Source organism: Microbacterium sp. Z6_144, from assembly GCF_057197625.1.
On sequence record NZ_JBXVPT010000002.1, the window covers coordinates 215,152 to 230,902 of the forward strand.

At 69.0% G+C, this 15,751-nt stretch carries 13 protein-coding genes; 4 read left to right on the forward strand and 9 right to left on the reverse strand.

From position 1 onward, the window contains the following. Positions 1–113: 113 nt before the first annotated feature. The 3 genes from AC2DGY_RS13175 to AC2DGY_RS13185 form a co-directional block, all read right to left on the reverse strand. Positions 114–1,622, reverse strand: coding sequence for a CoA-acylating methylmalonate-semialdehyde dehydrogenase (locus AC2DGY_RS13175; RefSeq protein WP_484510205.1), 1,509 nt, complete (start codon positions 1,620–1,622; stop codon positions 114–116). Next, complete coding sequence (locus tag AC2DGY_RS13180) at positions 1,619–2,746, reverse strand: alcohol dehydrogenase catalytic domain-containing protein (protein ID WP_484510206.1); 1,128 nt, start codon at positions 2,744–2,746, stop codon at positions 1,619–1,621. The genes AC2DGY_RS13175 and AC2DGY_RS13180 overlap by 4 nt, the downstream gene beginning before the upstream one ends. A gap of 499 nt (positions 2,747–3,245) precedes the next feature. Next, the gene (locus tag AC2DGY_RS13185) at positions 3,246–3,485 is read right to left on the reverse strand and encodes a hypothetical protein (RefSeq protein ID WP_484510207.1); all 240 of its coding nucleotides are present in this window, start codon (positions 3,483–3,485) and stop codon (positions 3,246–3,248) included. A gap of 115 nt (positions 3,486–3,600) precedes the next feature. On the opposite strand from AC2DGY_RS13185, the gene AC2DGY_RS13190 reads away from it, so the two are divergent. Beyond that, the gene (locus tag AC2DGY_RS13190; RefSeq protein ID WP_484510208.1) at positions 3,601–4,929 is read left to right on the forward strand and encodes an MFS transporter; all 1,329 of its coding nucleotides are present in this window, start codon (positions 3,601–3,603) and stop codon (positions 4,927–4,929) included. A 93-nt stretch (positions 4,930–5,022) separates the two neighbouring features. Here AC2DGY_RS13190 and AC2DGY_RS13195 read toward each other — a convergent pair whose 3' ends face one another. Genes AC2DGY_RS13195 through AC2DGY_RS13210 form a run of 4 tightly spaced genes read right to left on the reverse strand, consistent with a single transcriptional unit; the run spans position 5,023 to position 9,306 of the window. Next, positions 5,023–6,408, reverse strand: a complete 1,386-nt coding sequence (locus AC2DGY_RS13195) for an MmgE/PrpD family protein (RefSeq protein ID WP_484510209.1) — start codon at positions 6,406–6,408, stop codon at positions 5,023–5,025. Then, positions 6,405–7,271, reverse strand: coding sequence for a cyclase family protein (locus AC2DGY_RS13200; RefSeq protein WP_484510210.1), 867 nt, complete (start codon positions 7,269–7,271; stop codon positions 6,405–6,407). The genes AC2DGY_RS13195 and AC2DGY_RS13200 overlap by 4 nt, the downstream gene beginning before the upstream one ends. Beyond that, entirely contained in the window at positions 7,268–8,134 is an 867-nt protein-coding gene (locus AC2DGY_RS13205; RefSeq protein WP_484510211.1) for an HpcH/HpaI aldolase/citrate lyase family protein, read from the reverse strand. Before AC2DGY_RS13205 ends, AC2DGY_RS13200 begins: the two co-directional genes overlap by 4 nt. After that, positions 8,131–9,306, reverse strand: coding sequence for a CaiB/BaiF CoA transferase family protein (locus AC2DGY_RS13210; RefSeq protein WP_484510212.1), 1,176 nt, complete (start codon positions 9,304–9,306; stop codon positions 8,131–8,133). Before AC2DGY_RS13210 ends, AC2DGY_RS13205 begins: the two co-directional genes overlap by 4 nt. A 235-nt stretch (positions 9,307–9,541) precedes the next feature. Between AC2DGY_RS13210 and AC2DGY_RS13215 the strand changes: the two genes are divergently transcribed. The 3 genes from AC2DGY_RS13215 to AC2DGY_RS13225 are packed head-to-tail and all read left to right on the forward strand — an operon-like array spanning position 9,542 to position 13,247. Next, a complete protein-coding gene (locus AC2DGY_RS13215) occupies positions 9,542–10,921 on the forward strand; it encodes an FAD-binding protein (protein ID WP_484510213.1) in 1,380 nt (459 codons plus the stop codon). Positions 10,922–10,968: 47 nt separating this feature from the next. Continuing rightward, entirely contained in the window at positions 10,969–11,748 is a 780-nt protein-coding gene (locus tag AC2DGY_RS13220) for an IclR family transcriptional regulator (RefSeq protein ID WP_484510214.1), read from the forward strand. An 11-nt stretch (positions 11,749–11,759) separates the two neighbouring features. Continuing rightward, the gene (locus tag AC2DGY_RS13225; protein WP_484510215.1) at positions 11,760–13,247 is read left to right on the forward strand and encodes an aldehyde dehydrogenase; all 1,488 of its coding nucleotides are present in this window, start codon (positions 11,760–11,762) and stop codon (positions 13,245–13,247) included. Between the two features lie 438 nt (positions 13,248–13,685). Here the strand turns inward: AC2DGY_RS13225 and AC2DGY_RS13230 are convergent, their stop codons facing one another. Further along, on the reverse strand, positions 13,686–14,657 hold the full coding sequence (locus tag AC2DGY_RS13230; protein WP_484510216.1) for a hypothetical protein: 972 nt from the start codon (positions 14,655–14,657) through the stop codon (positions 13,686–13,688). After that, positions 14,654–15,745: a zinc-dependent alcohol dehydrogenase family protein gene (locus tag AC2DGY_RS13235; protein WP_484510217.1), complete on the reverse strand. Its 1,092-nt coding sequence runs from the start codon at positions 15,743–15,745 to the stop codon at positions 14,654–14,656. Before AC2DGY_RS13235 ends, AC2DGY_RS13230 begins: the two co-directional genes overlap by 4 nt. Between the last annotated feature and the right edge of the window lie 6 nt (positions 15,746–15,751).

A 15,751-nucleotide genomic window follows, 5' to 3' on the forward strand; every position in this document is an offset into this window, starting at 1 on the left:
GAACCCCCCCCGGGTCAGCCTCCGTGAGGAGGGTGATCAGGGTGGATTCGTCCCGCTTCTCGCAGTCGAAACTACGCGGACTATTCGCAGCGCGTTCGATGAGCGTTCGAGAGCTATGCCTGCTGAGGGAATCCGAGGTCGATCCCGCCATGGAGAGCGGGGTCGAGCCAGCGCGATGTGATCGCCTTCTCGCGCGTGTAGAAGTCGAAGCCGCGGGGGCCGTACGCCTTCGCGTCGCCGAACAACGAGTTCTTCCAGCCGCCGAAGGAGTGGTACGCGACGGGGACCGGGATGGGCACGTTGATGCCGATCATGCCGACGTGCACCTCGCGCTGGAACCGCCGCGCCGCTCCACCGTCGTTGGTGAAGAGGGCGGTGCCGTTGCCGAACTCGCCCGAGTTGATCAGCTGGACTCCCTCTTCGAAGCTGGAGATTCGGATCACGGAGAGCACCGGTCCGAAGATCTCCTCGCGGTACGCGCGACTGGTCGTCGGCACCCGATCAAGCAGGGTCGGACCCAGCCAGAAGCCGTCGGCGTCACCGTCGACCTGCGTATCCCGCCCGTCGACCACCACGGACGCGCCGTCCTGCTCCGCGATGTCGATGTAGGAGGCGACCTTGTCGCGGTGCTCGCGAGTGATCAACGGCCCCATGTCGACCGATCGCCTCCCGTCGCCGGTCCGCAGGCCCGACATCCGTTCGCGGATCTTGGCGATGAGGACATCAGCCACCGGTTCGACGGCGAGCACGACTGAGATCGCCATGCACCGTTCGCCGGCCGAGCCGTAGCCGGCGTTCACAGCCTGATCGGCCACGAGGTCGAGGTTGGCGTCGGGCAGCACGAGCATATGGTTCTTAGCGCCGCCCAGAGCCTGCACGCGCTTGCCGTGGCGGGCGCCCTCGGTGTAGATGTAGCGGGCGACGGGGGTGGACCCGACGAATGAGAGGGCCTCGATCTGTGGATGCTGCAGCAAAGCATCCACGGCGGACTTGTCGCCGTGCAGCACATTAAACACGCCGTCGGGGAGCCCTGCCTCCTTCCACAACTCCGCGAGCCACATGGCGGCGGAGGGATCGCGTTCGCTGGGCTTGAGGATCACCGTATTGCCAGCAGCGATCGCGATGGGGAAGAACCACAACGGCACCATGGCCGGGAAGTTGAACGGGCTGATGATCCCGACGACGCCCAGCGGCTCCCGCAACGTGAAGACATCCACCCCGGTGGAGACGTTGTCGGAGTAGTCGCCCTTGATCAGGTGAGGAAATCCCGTGGCCAGTTCCGCGACCTCCAGTCCGCGCTGTACCTCGCCCTCGGCGTCGTTGAGCACCTTGCCGTGTTCGCCGGTGATGATCGCGGCGAGGTCGCGCTTGCGCGCAGCCAGCAGCTCCCGGAAGCGGAAGACGATCGCCTGCCGGCGTGCCAGCGACGTGTCGCGCCATCCCGGAAAGGCGCGGGCGGCGGCCTCGACGGCGGCCTCCGCATCGGCGTCGTCACTGAGTACCACTCTGCTGGTGACGACCCCCCGCGCGGGGTCGTACACCGGCGCGGTGCGGTTCGAGCTCGACGGGTGCGGAGCCCCGTCGATCCAGTGGCTGATGGTCTGCGGTTCTGGTGACGTCATGAATTGTCGCTTTCGGGGTCAGGGTGAACGGCGCCCATCACCACGATGGCGCGCCCCGTGATGCGTCCGGCGGCGAGGTCCTGGTAGGCCGCGTCGGCGTCGGCGAGGGAGTACGTGCGGGTGACGACCCGCTCGACGTCGAATCCGCCGTCGGCGGCGACGGCGACCACCGCGGGGAGATCGCCGCGGGTGCGCGCGCCGAAAGAGCCGCGGATGGTCTGCCCGCGACGCACGAGCTGGGTGATTGGGATGGCCGCCGTCGCCTGTCCCGCGGCGATGCCGACGGCGATCATCCGTCCCCCGTCCGCCAGGAGGGAGTGCGCGAGCTCGAACGTCTCCGGGCGGCCGAGCGCCTCGAAGACGACGTCCGCACCCCCGGGCGAGATCGCGCGGACCGCCGTGACAGGGTCCTCGACGCGGATGTTCACCGTGTCGGTGGCTCCGAGCGCGCGGGCGCCCTCGAGCTTGTCGTCGGCGACGTCGAGTGCGATGACCGGAGCGCCACCGACGTGAGCGGCCATCTGGACGAGACTCGACCCCACGCCGCCGACCGCGACAACCGCCACGGACTCACCCGCCTCGAGGCCTGCGGCGGCGATTGCGCCGTAGGCGGTGAACGCGGCGCACCCGAGCACGCAGGACTGCTCCAGCGCCAGCGCGGGGTCTAAGGCGGCCAGCGCCGTCGCAGGCACGACGGCGTACTCGGCCATCCCTCCCATCGAGTACATCGACAGTCGGGAGCCATCCGATCGCGTCAGGCGCGACGTGCCGTCCAGGAGATTGCCCTTGAGCCGGTTCTCGCCGAAGAATGTGGTGCACAGATCGTCGCGACCGCGGAGGCACTGATCGCACCACCCGCAGGGCATGATGAAGGCGCCGACGACCCGGTCGCCCACGGCGAACCCGTCCACCGACGCGCCGACCTCCGCGACGATTCCGCTGATCTCGTGTCCGATCACGGCGGGCGCGGGGAATGCCACTTCGCTCTTGAGGACGTGCAGATCGGTGTGGCAGACGCCGCAGGCGGCAACCTGGACGAGCACTTCGCCTGCGGAGGGGCGCGGTACCGGAATCTGTTCGATACGGAGCGATGCGGAGTCGCCGTTCCAGATGGCAGCGCTCATGGTGGCAGGCAGGGGATGCACGGCGTCGGGCACGTCGAGTCCTTCCAGGGGCAATCGTTTGATCTAGTGGAGCGCCAGTCGAGCTGGATATGACGCGGGAGCGATATTTATCCTGGCGGACGGCGAAGTATTAGTTCGACAAGCTCCGCGAGAACAACCCCAAATCTCTACCTCCTGAGCGTCGACGGCGGGCACCTGTCCCACGTTCACGCCATCCACGTCGGCATCCTCGGGAATCTGCACCGGGCTCGGAAGCGCACCCGGTAGTAAGCGCACTCACCCGGACCAGGCCGATTGCACGTGCCACCTTTCGTCGCATAGCTTCAACCCGTGAGGAGCTTCCGCGGCGCCTCAAGCGCGAAGCCCTATCCCCATTTCGCTGAAGATGTCGTCGCACGAGGCTTGCGCCATGCGGCCGGAACGAGTCGCTATCGCGGCTCGTAGACCCAACCCTGACGCATCTCTGAAACGGGATCCGATAAGGGTTCACATCCCACCGTCACCGCCAGAGGGCAGGGGAGCCGCCAGCTTCTTTGGCGAGTTCGGCGACGCGGCGCTGGAAGGAGGCCTTGTGTTCGCGGACGGCGGCGGCAACGTCCTCGTCCTGCCCGCCGAGTTCGCCGAACGCGTTGATGAAGCCACACTCGCGGAAGTCGCCCGCGTGGAACCACGTGCGACCATCCAGGCGGTGCGGGTAAGAGCGACTCGTTTCGCTGGAAGAAACGAGATTGCTTAACATTCGATTCTTGGGACCATACACTCCGACGCGGTCAGGTATGTGCTAGCTTTTCCTCGGATCTCAGCGGGGACTAGCGTTCCTCTGAACGGAACAATGAAGTTCGAAAGGAAGTCCCATGAGCGCAACGAGGTCGGCGACGCAGGGACGTCGCGCCGTGGTCTCGAGCCTGGTCGGCACCGCCATCGAGTGGTACGAGTTCTTCATCTACGGAACCGCCGCGGCTCTCTACTTCCCCGCCGTGTTCTTCTCGGGTTCCGACCCGGTGCTCGGAACCCTCATCGCATTCGGCACCTTCGGAGTCGCCTTCTTCGCCCGCCCGATCGGCGCCTTCGTGTTCGGTCATCTCGGCGATCGCGTCGGGCGCAAGGCGACGCTCATCACGACACTGCTGCTGATGGGCATCTCGACCGGTCTCATCGGTGCGCTGCCGACGTACGAGCAGGTCGGCCTGCTCGCACCCGCGCTGCTCATCGTCCTGCGCCTCGCGCAGGGGCTCGCCGTGGGCGGCGAGTGGGGCGGCGCCGTGCTGGTAGCTGTCGAGAATGCTCCCGCCGCGCGTCGGCGCCTGTACGGCGCGGCGCCGCAGATGGGCAGCCCCATCGGTCTTGTGCTCGCCACCGGAGTCATGACGCTCGTCTCGCTCCTGCCCGAGGAAGCGCGGCTGGAGTGGGGGTGGCGCATCCCCTTCCTCGCCGGATTCGTGCTCGTGCTGATCGGCTTCGTCATCCGCATGGGCGTGGCCGAGTCCGACGAGTTCCAGAAGGTCAAGGCCTCCGGCCGCCAGGCGCGCACCCCGCTGCTGGAGGTGGCCAAGCGGGCGAAGTTCCCGCTGCTGGTGGGTATCGGTCTGAACGCCTCGGTGAACGTGGTGTTCTACATCGTCGGCACCTACTTCGTCTCCTATGGCACGGCGGTGCTCGGCCTGCCGCAGGGCACGGTGCTGCTGGTCATCATGATGGCCGCGCTCGTCGATACCGTCGCGCTAGCCGTCGTGGCGAACATCGCCGACCGCGTCGGACCGGCGAGGATCTTCACCATCGGAGCGGTGGCGGCGCTCGCGCTGGGGTTCCTCTTCTTCCCCCTCGTGAACACTGGCAACCTCGTCCTCGTCTTCGTCGCGGTGCTCGCCACCCTGCTGATCGGCCACGTCACCACCTACTCGGTGCTCTCGAGCATGGTGGCCGACCTGTTCCCGGTGGAATACCGCTACTCAGGCGTGGCCGCATCCAACGCCTTGGGCGCGCTCGTCTTCAGCGCGCCGGTGCCGCTGGTCGCGGCGGCGCTGTTCGCGGCGACCCAGTCGTGGGTCCCGGTAGCCCTCATGGCGACGGTCGCCGGAGTCGCCTCGATCCTCGCGGTCGTCGGGTACACCCGCATCCGTGCCAGTCAGGCCGCCACCGCCGACGGCGCCTCCCGCGAGACGGCGGCGCTGCTCAACCGCTGACGCGCAGCATCCACCCCCACGAGAAGCGGGGCGGGACCGGTGACGAACCGGCCCTGCCCCGCTTTCCGTCGGCCCCGGCGGGGCCGGTCGACGTCAGACGCCGATGCCGCGCAGAAGGCCGGCCGTGCCGGGCAGCTCGGGGAGAGCGTCAAGGCGCTGCGCGAGCTCGTCACGCTGGTCGTCGGGCAACCCGACGACGGTGGAGGCGTACTTGGCGTCCACCGTCCCCTCCTCCCACGGGCGCGAGCGCGTGCCCTGGTTCGCCAGCACGCGCTCGTCGATGCGCGAGCCGTCGTCGAGCGTGACGTGTGCCACGGTCGGCAACTGCCCGGGGTAGAGGGAGTCGACTTCGGCGTCGACCCGGTACTCGACGCGCTCGGCCAGTGCTCGAAGGCCCGGGTCGGCGGCGGTCTCGTCGGTGAAGTCGCCGAGTGTGACGTGCCCCCGCGTGAGGGCGAGAGCGAAGGTGAAAGGGCCGCTGAACTGCGCGTGGTAACCGCCGCGCGGCCGAATTTTTTCGATCCGCGGCTCCGAGATGGTGCGCATCACCGGTGACGGCACCGACAGCACCACACCGGTGATCTGCTCGGGCCGGATGCCCCGCTCGCGCAGCCGCAGGGCGACGTCGATGCCCGTGTGGGTGAACACGTTGGCGGGGTACGGCTTGATGAAGCAGTCCTCCAGCGCCCAGCGCTCGCCGAGGCCGTCCATCCACCCCGCGGTGGGCGGGTGCGCACCGGTGTAGGCGTGGACAAATCCGAAGCGGCCTTCGAGCGCGGACGGGGGAGCGGTGATGCCCTCCTGGGCCAGCAGTGCAGCGCTCACGCCCGCGTGGGCCGACCAGCCGCAGTGCACCCGCTTGATCGACCCCCCGGCGCGGTTGGCCTCGAGGATGCCGCTGCCCATGGATGCGGCGATCCCGATCGCGTGGGCGATGCCCGCGGCATCCAGCCCGAGCAGGGTGGCGGCGGTGCCGGCGCTCGCGAGGGCACCGCAGATCGAGGTCGCGTGGAGGCCCCGCTCGAAGAAGGCGTTGTTGCTGGCGGCCGCGTCGTCGCCGGCCATTCCGAGTCGTATGCACACCTCCAGGCCTGCCGACACCGCTCCCAGCAGCTCGCGACCGCTCGGGTCGGTGAGGTCGGCGACGGCGAGAGCGGCGGGGACCACCGTGGCGCTCGGATGCAGGATCGAGGGAAGATGCGTGTCGTCAAAGTCGAGCGCGTGCGCCAGGGTGCCGTTGACCAGTGCCGCCGAGGGTGCCGGAAGGGGGTCGGCGATCCCCAGTGCGAACGCCTCTGGCGCTCCTCCCCAGCGTCGAGAGAGGGTAGATACGGCCCGTGCCGGGTCGGTGTGGAGCGCCGCCACCGAGATGCCCACCGTGTCGCGCACCCGCGACCGGGCATCGGCGACCGCCCCGTCGGACGGGGCGTCGGCAGTGCGGCGGAAGAAGTCGGCGAGATGGGCCGTCGCGCCGCTCACCGGGCGATCCCGCTGTCGTGCACGAGCGCGACGGGGCGCACCGGCGACCCGGTCGCGCCGACGAGCGGCAGCGGCAGCAGCACGAACGTGAACTGACGCACGCCCGAGCGTGAGAGATCCTCGAGGGCGAGCATCTCGATGATCGGGATGCCGGATTCGACCAGTAGCACGCGGTGCCCGGGAAGCCGAGCATGACCGAGCCCAGCGGGGATGTGCTCGAACGCCGTGGTGTCCGAACCCACGAGCGCGGCACCGTGATCGGCGAGCCATCGTGCCCCGGACTCGTCGGGGCCGGGCACGCCGCCGTCGTGCGAGAGGAAGGTCGCGGGGTCGTGCCACAGCGCACCCCATCCGGTGCGGACGAGCACGGCGTCACCCTCGGCGATCTGCGTCCCTTGAGCGAGGGCGGTGGCCGCGAGGTCGTCGGCGGTGAGCGGCGTGCCCGGTTCGAGCCGGGCGACGCCGCGCGCTGCCGGGACGTCGAGGAGCACACCGGGGCAGAGCGCCGGGGCGATCCGGTGGGCGCCGAGCTCGTCGAATCCGCCGCCCTCCTGCGCCGTGCGGGCATCGGCTCCGCCGTGGAGCCGGCCTTCGTGACTGATGTGGGCGAGCGCGTCGACGTGGGTGCCGGTGTGCGTGCCGAGCACGAGCAGGTCGTTGGCCCCGCTGGTGCCGTCCTCGCGCACGGCATCGCCGTGGCGGCGCATGAGTGTGTGACGGTAGCCGGGGTGGCTGGGCGAGGAGGGGACGCCGGTGAAGAGCGGTTGCCCGAGGTCGATCACCCGCACGCGCTCGCCGGTGGCGAGGGTGCCGAGGGTGCCCAGGGTGCCCAGGGCATCCTGGGTCGTGGAGGCGAGGGTCATGAGGATGCTGCTTCCCGCTGAGCAGCGATCGAGCGCGCGTGCGCGACGATCGCCGGGTCAATGAACGAGCCGTCGGCGAGGGCCCGCGAGGCGTCGCCCACGCCGTCCATCGCGTCGGCCTCGACGATGACATTGTCGGCCCACTCGGCCTCGGCATCGGGCGGGCGGAAGGCCTCGCGTACCACGGGGATCTGCCGCGGGTGCAGGCAGCTGCGGCCGAAGTATCCCAACGCCCGTAGTTCGAGGGAGCTGCGTCGGAGGCCGTCGAGGTCTGAGACGTTGGTGAAGGCCGCGGCGATCGGGGCGCCAAGGCCCGCCGCACGTGAGGCGAGCACGACGGTCTGTCGCGACAGCAGCAGCCCCGGGTCGCCCGCGGCACCGGCGGGGAGGCCGAGGTCGGCCCGCAGATCGCCTTCGCCGATCATGACGCCCGTGACGCCCGAGGTCGCCGCCACCGCCGAGGCCGCCTGGATCGCCGCGGCCGACTCGAGTTGGCAGACGACCAGGGCCTCCTCGGCGAAGTCCCGCACGGCCGTGACGACACGCGCGGCGTCGTCCGCGCCGGCCACCTTCGTCACACGGACGCCGGCGATTCGCCCGGCGGCGATCAAGGGGCCGACACACGCGATGTCGCGGGCGAAGTCCTCGGTACCCACGGGGTTCACCCGAACCACGACGAGGGCGTCGGATGTGACGCCCGCCGCCTCGACGGCATCCACCAGCAGTTCCCGTGCCTCCGCGCGGCGGCTCGGGTGCACGGCGTCCTCGAGGTCGATGACGACGCCCGGCGACGCGGCGAACGCCTTTGCGAACAGCTCGGGGCGGATCGCCGGGACGTACAGCCAGCTGACGATGGGGCTCACGCGGCACCCTCCTCGCGTAGTCGTCGGATCTGTTCGTCGTCGTACCCCGCCTCGTGGAGGACGTCGTCGGTGTCGGCGCCGTGCGCCCGGCCGGTGTGCCGGATCGTCCCGGGCGTGTCGGAGAGACGGAAGAGAACGTTCTGCATGCGCACCGGGCCCAGGTCGGGGTCGTCTACCGTCGCGATGGCGCCGATGGCGTTGAGCTGCGGATCGGCGACGACCTGCGAGATGTCGTACACCGGCGCGATGGCGGCCTGCGCCCCTTCGAACGCGGCGAGCACATCGCTCGTCCCACGCGCGGCGATCCATGCGGCAACGGCGCCGTCGAGCAGGTCCGCGTGCGCCGCACGACCCCCGCCGGAGTCGAACCAGTCCGCCTCGATGACCTCGGGCATTCCGACAAGGGTCATCACGCGCGAGGCGATCGAAGTGCTCGAGGACGAGATCGCGACCCAGTCGCCGTCCTTCGTCAGGTAGGTGTTGCGGGGCGCGTTGTTCTCGGACCTGTTGCCCTGGCGTTCGGTGATCACGCCGAGCTGGTCGTACAACGCGATCTGGGGTCCGAGCATCGCCAGGATCGGCTCGATGATCGCGAGGTCGACGACCTGCCCGCGCCCCGAGGTGACGCGCGCGTGCACGGCGGTGAGGGTGCCTATGACGGCGGCGAGGGCGGCGATGTTGTCGGCGAGGGCCAGCGGCGGAAGCGTCGGCGGCCCGTCCGGAGAGCCGGTCGAGTAGGCGAACCCGCTCATCGCCTCCGCGAGCGTGCCGTAGGCCGGACGACGGGACGCGGGGCCGAACTGGCCGAACCCGGTCACCCGCACGAGGATCAGGCGCGGATTGCGGGCGCTCAGTACGTCGTAACCCAGCCCCCAGCGCTCCAGCGTGCCGGGGCGGAAGTTCTCTACGACGATGTCGGCATCGTCGACGAGGCGCAGGAAGGCCTCTCGGCCAGCATCGATCGACAGGTTCAGCGTCGCGGTGCGCTTGTTGCGACCGAGGCTCGTCCACCAGAGGCCGTGCCCGTCGCGGGAGCGCCCGTGCGTGCGCGCACCGTCGGGTTTGGCGGGGTGCTCTATCTTGATCACGTCCGCGCCGAAGTCGGCCATGACGGTGGCGGCCCCCGGGCCGGCGAACAGCGTCGCGACGTCGACGACCTTGAGATCGCTCAAAGGCCCGCGGCGATCCTGGCTGTCCATATGAGCCCTCCGACATTCCGATCAGAGAAACGCATTTTGCGTCGTCCCCAATGAGGATGTCACGGGGAGCGCCGATCGGGCAACCCGTCGTGGCCGTAGATCATTGACATATCGGGATCTTTGGTGGTTATGTCGTTGTCAGGTCGCAACCGTCATGAGGTTCCGCTAGCCGGAATGGCAATTCAAGGATGAGATCAAGGAGCAGTCAATGACCGAACTCACCACAATCGACGTCGTGGTCGTCGGATGCGGATCCGCAGGTCTGTCCGCGGCGGTCGCAGCGATCGAGGCGCACCCCCATGCGCGGGTCGTCGTGTTGGAGCGGTCCGGTCGCGAGGATCGCGGCGGCAACACCGGCTGGACCAAGGCGTTCTTCCGCCTGCACGAAGACGGCACCCCCACGGATGACTTCGCCTCGCGGATCATCGACTACAGCCTCGGCCAGGCCGACCCCGCGATCGTCGAGCACCTGACGGCCGCCGCCGCCGATTCGGTCGCGTGGTTGCGCGAGCACGGCGTTGAGATGGCCGCCGACAAGACCTACTTCCTCACGTCGCACGGTACTCGCCTGATGCCCCGCGGGGGCGGGCGTGCCATCGTCGACCGCCTGGCCGCCTCGTTCGAGAGCAGCGGGGGCAAGATCGTCTACGACGCCGAGGTGTCGCACCTCATCACCGAGGGGGAGCATGTCGTCGGCGTCGCTGGCACGCTCGACGGCGCCCCGCACGAGTGGCGCGCCGGCACGGTCATCCTCGGGACCGGCGGATTCCAGGGCGACACCGCCATGCTCGCCGAGCACCTCGGTGAGCGTGGGCGCTCCCTCACCCCCATCTGCGAGGGCGGGCGGTACGACCGCGGCGAAGGAATCCGTATGGCGCTGGGTGCCGGTGCGGCACCGGCCGGGCAGTTCGACATGTTCCACGGCGAACCCGCCGACCCGCGCGCCACCAAGAGCGAGGCGCTCGTGATGGTCTACCCCTACGGCATCCTCGTCAACGAGAACGCGCGGCGGTTCCTCGACGAGGGGCGCGACACCCCCGACGAGACGTTCGAAGACGTCGCGTACCACATCTGGCGCGACGCGAATCAGACGTCGTTCCTCATCGTCGACCAGCGTCTGCTCACCTCGGACTGGCGGCCCGGTGTGCTCTCCGAGACCGAGCCGATCCTGGCCGACAGCATCGATGAGCTCGCCACCCTGCTCGGGCTGGACCCCGATGCGCTCCGCGCCACCGTGGACGAGTACAACGCCGCTGCCCAGCCGGGCGAGCTCGACGTCTCCCGTCTCGACGGCGCCGCGACCACGGGGCTGCGCGTGAAGAAGTCCAACTGGGCGCGCCCGATCGACCGCGGGCCGTACGGCGCGTGGCCGATCAGCGCCGTCATTACCTTCACCTTCGGCGGCGTGCGCACCGACACGACCGGTCGCGCGCTGCGTGAGGACGGGTCGCCCGTGTCCGGATTGTTCGTCGTGGGCGAGGCCGCCGGGCTCTATCACCACAGCTACCCCGGCGCCTCCTCGGTGCTGCGCGCGGTGACGTTCGGCATCCGCGCCGGGCGGGCCGCTAGCGTCCCCGCCCTCGCGTGAGCGGGACGCAGACGCGAAAGGCCGCCGGACGCGGGAGAGTGGTGGGCATGACACGTGAAGAAGGCACCGAGTCGGCACGCCGTGTCGCCGACATCCTGCTCGCGCTCGCCGAATCGGGTCAGCCCGTGGGTGTGAACGACCTCGCCCGCCGGGTCCGCGTGGGCCCCGCCACAGTGCACCGGGTGCTGCGCGCCCTGATGTCGCGCGGACTTGTCGGGCAGGACAGCAAGCAGCGGTACCTGCTCGGGACCGCCGCCCTACTGCTGGGCAATCAGAGCACCCAGGCTAGCAGGCTTGCCGAATCGGCCGGTCCTTCGCTCGACCGTCTCGTCGAGCTCACCGGTCTCACGGCGACCGTGTCGGCCCTCGCCGGCACCCGCCGCGTGTACGTCGACCAGCGCATGTCGAGCTCGGAGCTGCGGTACTCCGTTGAACTCGGGCGCCCCTACAGCCTGCAGCTCGGTTCGAGCGGGCGCGCGATCCTCGCGCATCTCCCGGCGGATGTCATCGCCTCCGTGCTGTCGTCGCCGATGCCCGCCGACCACGGCCCCGCCGCGACCGTCGACCCCGACGAACTCGAACGGCGCCTCGCGGTCGTGCGCGAGTCCGGAGTAGCCGTCTCGCGCAACGAGCGCATCTCGGGAGCCGGCGGCATGGCGGCGCCCGTGTTCACCGACCACGGCGTTGTGATCGGCGCCGTCAACGTCATGGGCTCCGCGTCGCAGCTCGACGACGACGCGGTGCCGGGCATCCGCGAAGCGCTGTTGCGCGAATCGCAGGCGACGACGGGGCGGTTCACCCGGGCCTACACCCCTCAATCGAAGTGAAAGGTTGACAGATGACTGTGGAGACGGAGAGCTACCAGCTCCTCATCGACGGCGAATGGACGCCCTCGGGATCGGGGGCGACGTTCGCCTCGGTCAACCCGTTCGACGGACGCGACTGGGCAGAGGTACCGCGCGGCGACGCGGACGACGTCGATCGCGCCGTGACCGCGGCCGCCCGCGCGTTCGCGGGGCCCTGGCGTTCGTCGACGCCGGCGCAGCGCGCCACGATCCTGCGCACGTTCGGCGACCTCATCGCCCGCAACGCCGAGGAGCTCGCCCGCGTGCAGGTGCTCGAGAACGGCAAGCTGATCCGCGAGGTGCTCGGTCAGACCAAGGCGCTCGCGTCGCACTGCTACTACTTCGCCGGCGTGGCCGAGACTATGACCGGCGACACTCTGGCCACGAGCGTGCCCAACCTGCAGGTGTACACGCTGCGCGAGCCGATAGGTGTCGTCGCGGCCATCACCCCGTGGAACAGCCCGCTCGCGCTGCTGCTGTGGAAGCTGTGCCCGGCACTGGCCGCCGGCAACACGATCGTGATCAAGCCGTCGGAGGTCACCCCGGTCTCGACGCTCATCCTTGCGCGACTGCTCGTGGAAGCGGGTCTTCCTGAGGGCGTCGTGAACGTCGTGACCGGGTTCGGCGATGCCGGCGCCGCGCTCGCCGCGCACCCGCTCGTCGACAAGGTCGCGTTCACCGGCTCCACGGCGGTGGGAAAGAAGATCGCGGCGACGGCGGCTGACCGCCTCGCCCGGGTCTCGCTTGAGCTCGGGGGCAAGTCGCCAAACATCGTCTTCGCCGACGCCGACCTCGATAACGCCGTCAACGGAGTTATCGCCGGCATCTTCGCGGCCACGGGCCAGACCTGCATGGCGGGTTCGCGGGTACTCGTGCAGAGCTCCATCTACGACGAGTTCTCGCGTCGCCTAGTCGAGCGCACCGAGAAGATCCGCCTTGGCGACCCGCTCGACCCGGAAACCGAGATGGGCACCGTCGCGAACAAGGCTCAGTACGACAAGGTGATGCAGTACATCCAGATCGCGAAGGATGACGGGGCGACGCTGCTCGCCGGCGGCTCGCGTCCCGACAACCCCGCGCTCGCCGCCGGCCTGTTCGTGCGCCCGACGATCTTCGGCGATGTCGACAACGACATGCGCATCGCCCGCGAAGAGGTCTTCGGCCCGATCGCGAGCCTCATCCGTTTCGAAGACGAGGCAGACGCCGTGCGTATCGCGAACGACACCGAGTACGGTCTTGCTGCAGGGGTCTGGACTACCGACATCGCGCGCGCGATCCGGATGACCCGCCTCGTGCGGGCTGGCACGATCTGGGTCAACAACTACCGCAAGACCAGCTACGCCGCCCCCTTCGGCGGGTTCGGCAGCAGCGGCATCGGCCGCGAGAACGGACCCGAGGCGGTGTACGAATACACCGAGACGAAGTCGGTGTGGCTCGACTACGGCAACACCATCACCGATCCCTTTAACCCGCGGGCCTAAGCACGCCCCACCCCACGAGAAGGGCACCCTCCCGCCGGGCGGCGGCTCGACGGCGTGCGGGCCGTCCTCTCGCCGCGATCGGAACGGGATCAGCCGACGGGATTGCGGCTCGAATGGCTACGGTGACCAACGGCGACACCGTCTTGAGCAAGGCGACCCGCGTCGGGTACGAGATGCCGGTGGCATTCAGCTAGGCCTTCGAAGGGCGTGGTTCGTCATTTCAACCAGCTCGACGAGGTGCAGCGGAGCGAGGTCCTCTACGCCCGGCGACGATGTGCGGGCCGTGCCCGGCTCGAGCACCCGTTGGGGCGGTGTGAAAGGGGCTCACGCCGGGACGTCCAAGATGTGTCTCGATGAGCGGGCTGCGCACCGTCGATCTGTACCGCGGACATGTGGCGAAGTGTGGGGGAGGGGTTCGTCGACGGAGGTGCGCTCCCGTCAGTCGGTCGTGTTCCACGCGATGGACATACGCGCAGATTTGCTGGGCTCGAGTACATGGAACGGCGAGAGCACCTCGAGTTCCACCAGCCAGGCATCGGGCCGGAGCCCGCTCGGCTCGGGGAGCGGCTCGTCGATCGGGCTTTGCGTCCATACCTCCACGCGAGATCCACTGTCCGGGTATTCCCGGTCGGGGTAAACGGTGGTCGCGAGTTCGAGAGTTGGGCGGTCTTCGCTTCGGAAAGACACGCGACCCTCGGCGTTTGGGAAGCCGAACTTCGCGACGCCGGGCGCCACTGCGAGCCATATTCCGCGTTCAGACTCGCTCACGCGCGGGCTCCCGACATACATGCCGAGATCCACGACCGCGTCCACAGACGCCCCAGGTACTTCTACCGCTGCGCGCTCCAGCGAGGTTCCGGCCGCGTGCTGCGTCGCTACCTGGGCAACCTCCCAGATCGCCCACCTGACCTCGCCGCTAGATGTGTTGGTGAACGTCGTCGTCTGCTCGAAGGATCCCTCACCGGCGACGAATCGGAACTCCCGAGTGATGGTGAGCCCGGAGCGCGCGTCTGGCGCGCTGGTCATACTCACCGTCGCGATGCGGGCAGAATCCTCCACCCGAGATGCGAAGGAATAGCGCCCCGAGTCCAGGACCTCATCGGGGGGGCCGGGCCACTCTCCCGCCCCCGCCCAGCCCTGGGGGGCCGGCCACGTCTTCGAGCCGCCGATGTTCGCCCATGAAGCGAACGATCCGTCTACGGCGGGCCACGCGGCGCGAGGTGACTGCGCAGCGAAGTGCTCATCGAAGAATCGCGGGTTCACCCACAACAATTCGTGGCCGGAAGCGCGCAACGAAAGAAGGCGTCCGCCGACCGAAGGGAGGAACACCGCCTGGACGGCGCCGGTATCGACACGCCACAGGACAAGGTCCGCATCACCCGTGTCGATCTTGTCGATCTGCAGAGTCACGCGAGGCCGGAGGGTGCGTCGTCGGGCACAAGAACGACTTTGCCGGTCGTGCCGGCAGCGGCGAGGCGATAGGCCTCATCAGCGTCTGCCAACCTCATGCGGTGGCTCACGACGATCTCCGGATGCACCCCCGCCTCCGAAAGCATGCGCGCCAGGTCTTCCATTCCCTGCAGAGACGTCACCCATGATGCATTGATCGTCACTTGCTTGTGCAGGAGCGCGTCAGAGACTTCGGTATGAAGATCGCCACCCTCGCCGAGTAGCGACACCCGCCCCCACTCGGCGACACCGGCGATCGCCGTCGCCCGCCCGGGTTGGCTTCCCGAGGCGTCGATCGCCACTTCACAGCCCTTACCAGCCGTCAGCTCGGCGATGCGGTCGGCCGCCGAGTCATCGGCAACGACGAAGTCGTCGATCAGCCCGAGATCGCGAACGAAGTCGATTCGTTCGGCGTTGCGCTCGACCCCGATCACCCGGCGCGCGCCCAACACCCGCCCGATCATGGCCGCCGCCAGACCCACCGGGCCCAAGCCCACGACCAGAAGATCCTCGCCGCCATGCATGTTCGCGCGACGCAGGCCTTCGTAGGCGGTACCGAACCCACACGCGATGAGCGCCCCGTCCGCGTATGTCAGCGGCGCGAAGAGCGGGATGCACTCGGTCTCGTCGACGAGAACGTAGTCGGCGTGGCCGCCGTCCCGCTGCCAGCCGTATGCCTTGCGCAGCGCCTGGTCGGTGCAGCTGATGTAGTAGCCGGCCCGACAGTTGCGGCACACGCCGCATCCATGGATATGGTAAATGAGGACGTCATCGCCCACCGTGAACCGCGCGACCCCCGGTCCTGCCGCGACGACACGTCCGCTTGGTTCGTGACCGGCAACTACTCCCTTGTAGGCGGGGGCACCATCGAGGCCCTTATGCGTCTTGTAGCCGCGATAGATGTACCCGATGTCGCTGCCGCAGATGCCCGAGGCGCCGACGCGTACGAGCAACTGGTTCGGCCCAGGTGTCGGCACTGCGTAGGAGCGCAGTTCTGCCGTTGCGTCGCCGGGGAGGAAGACGCCCTTCATGACCTGTCCCTCGGGCACGATCGT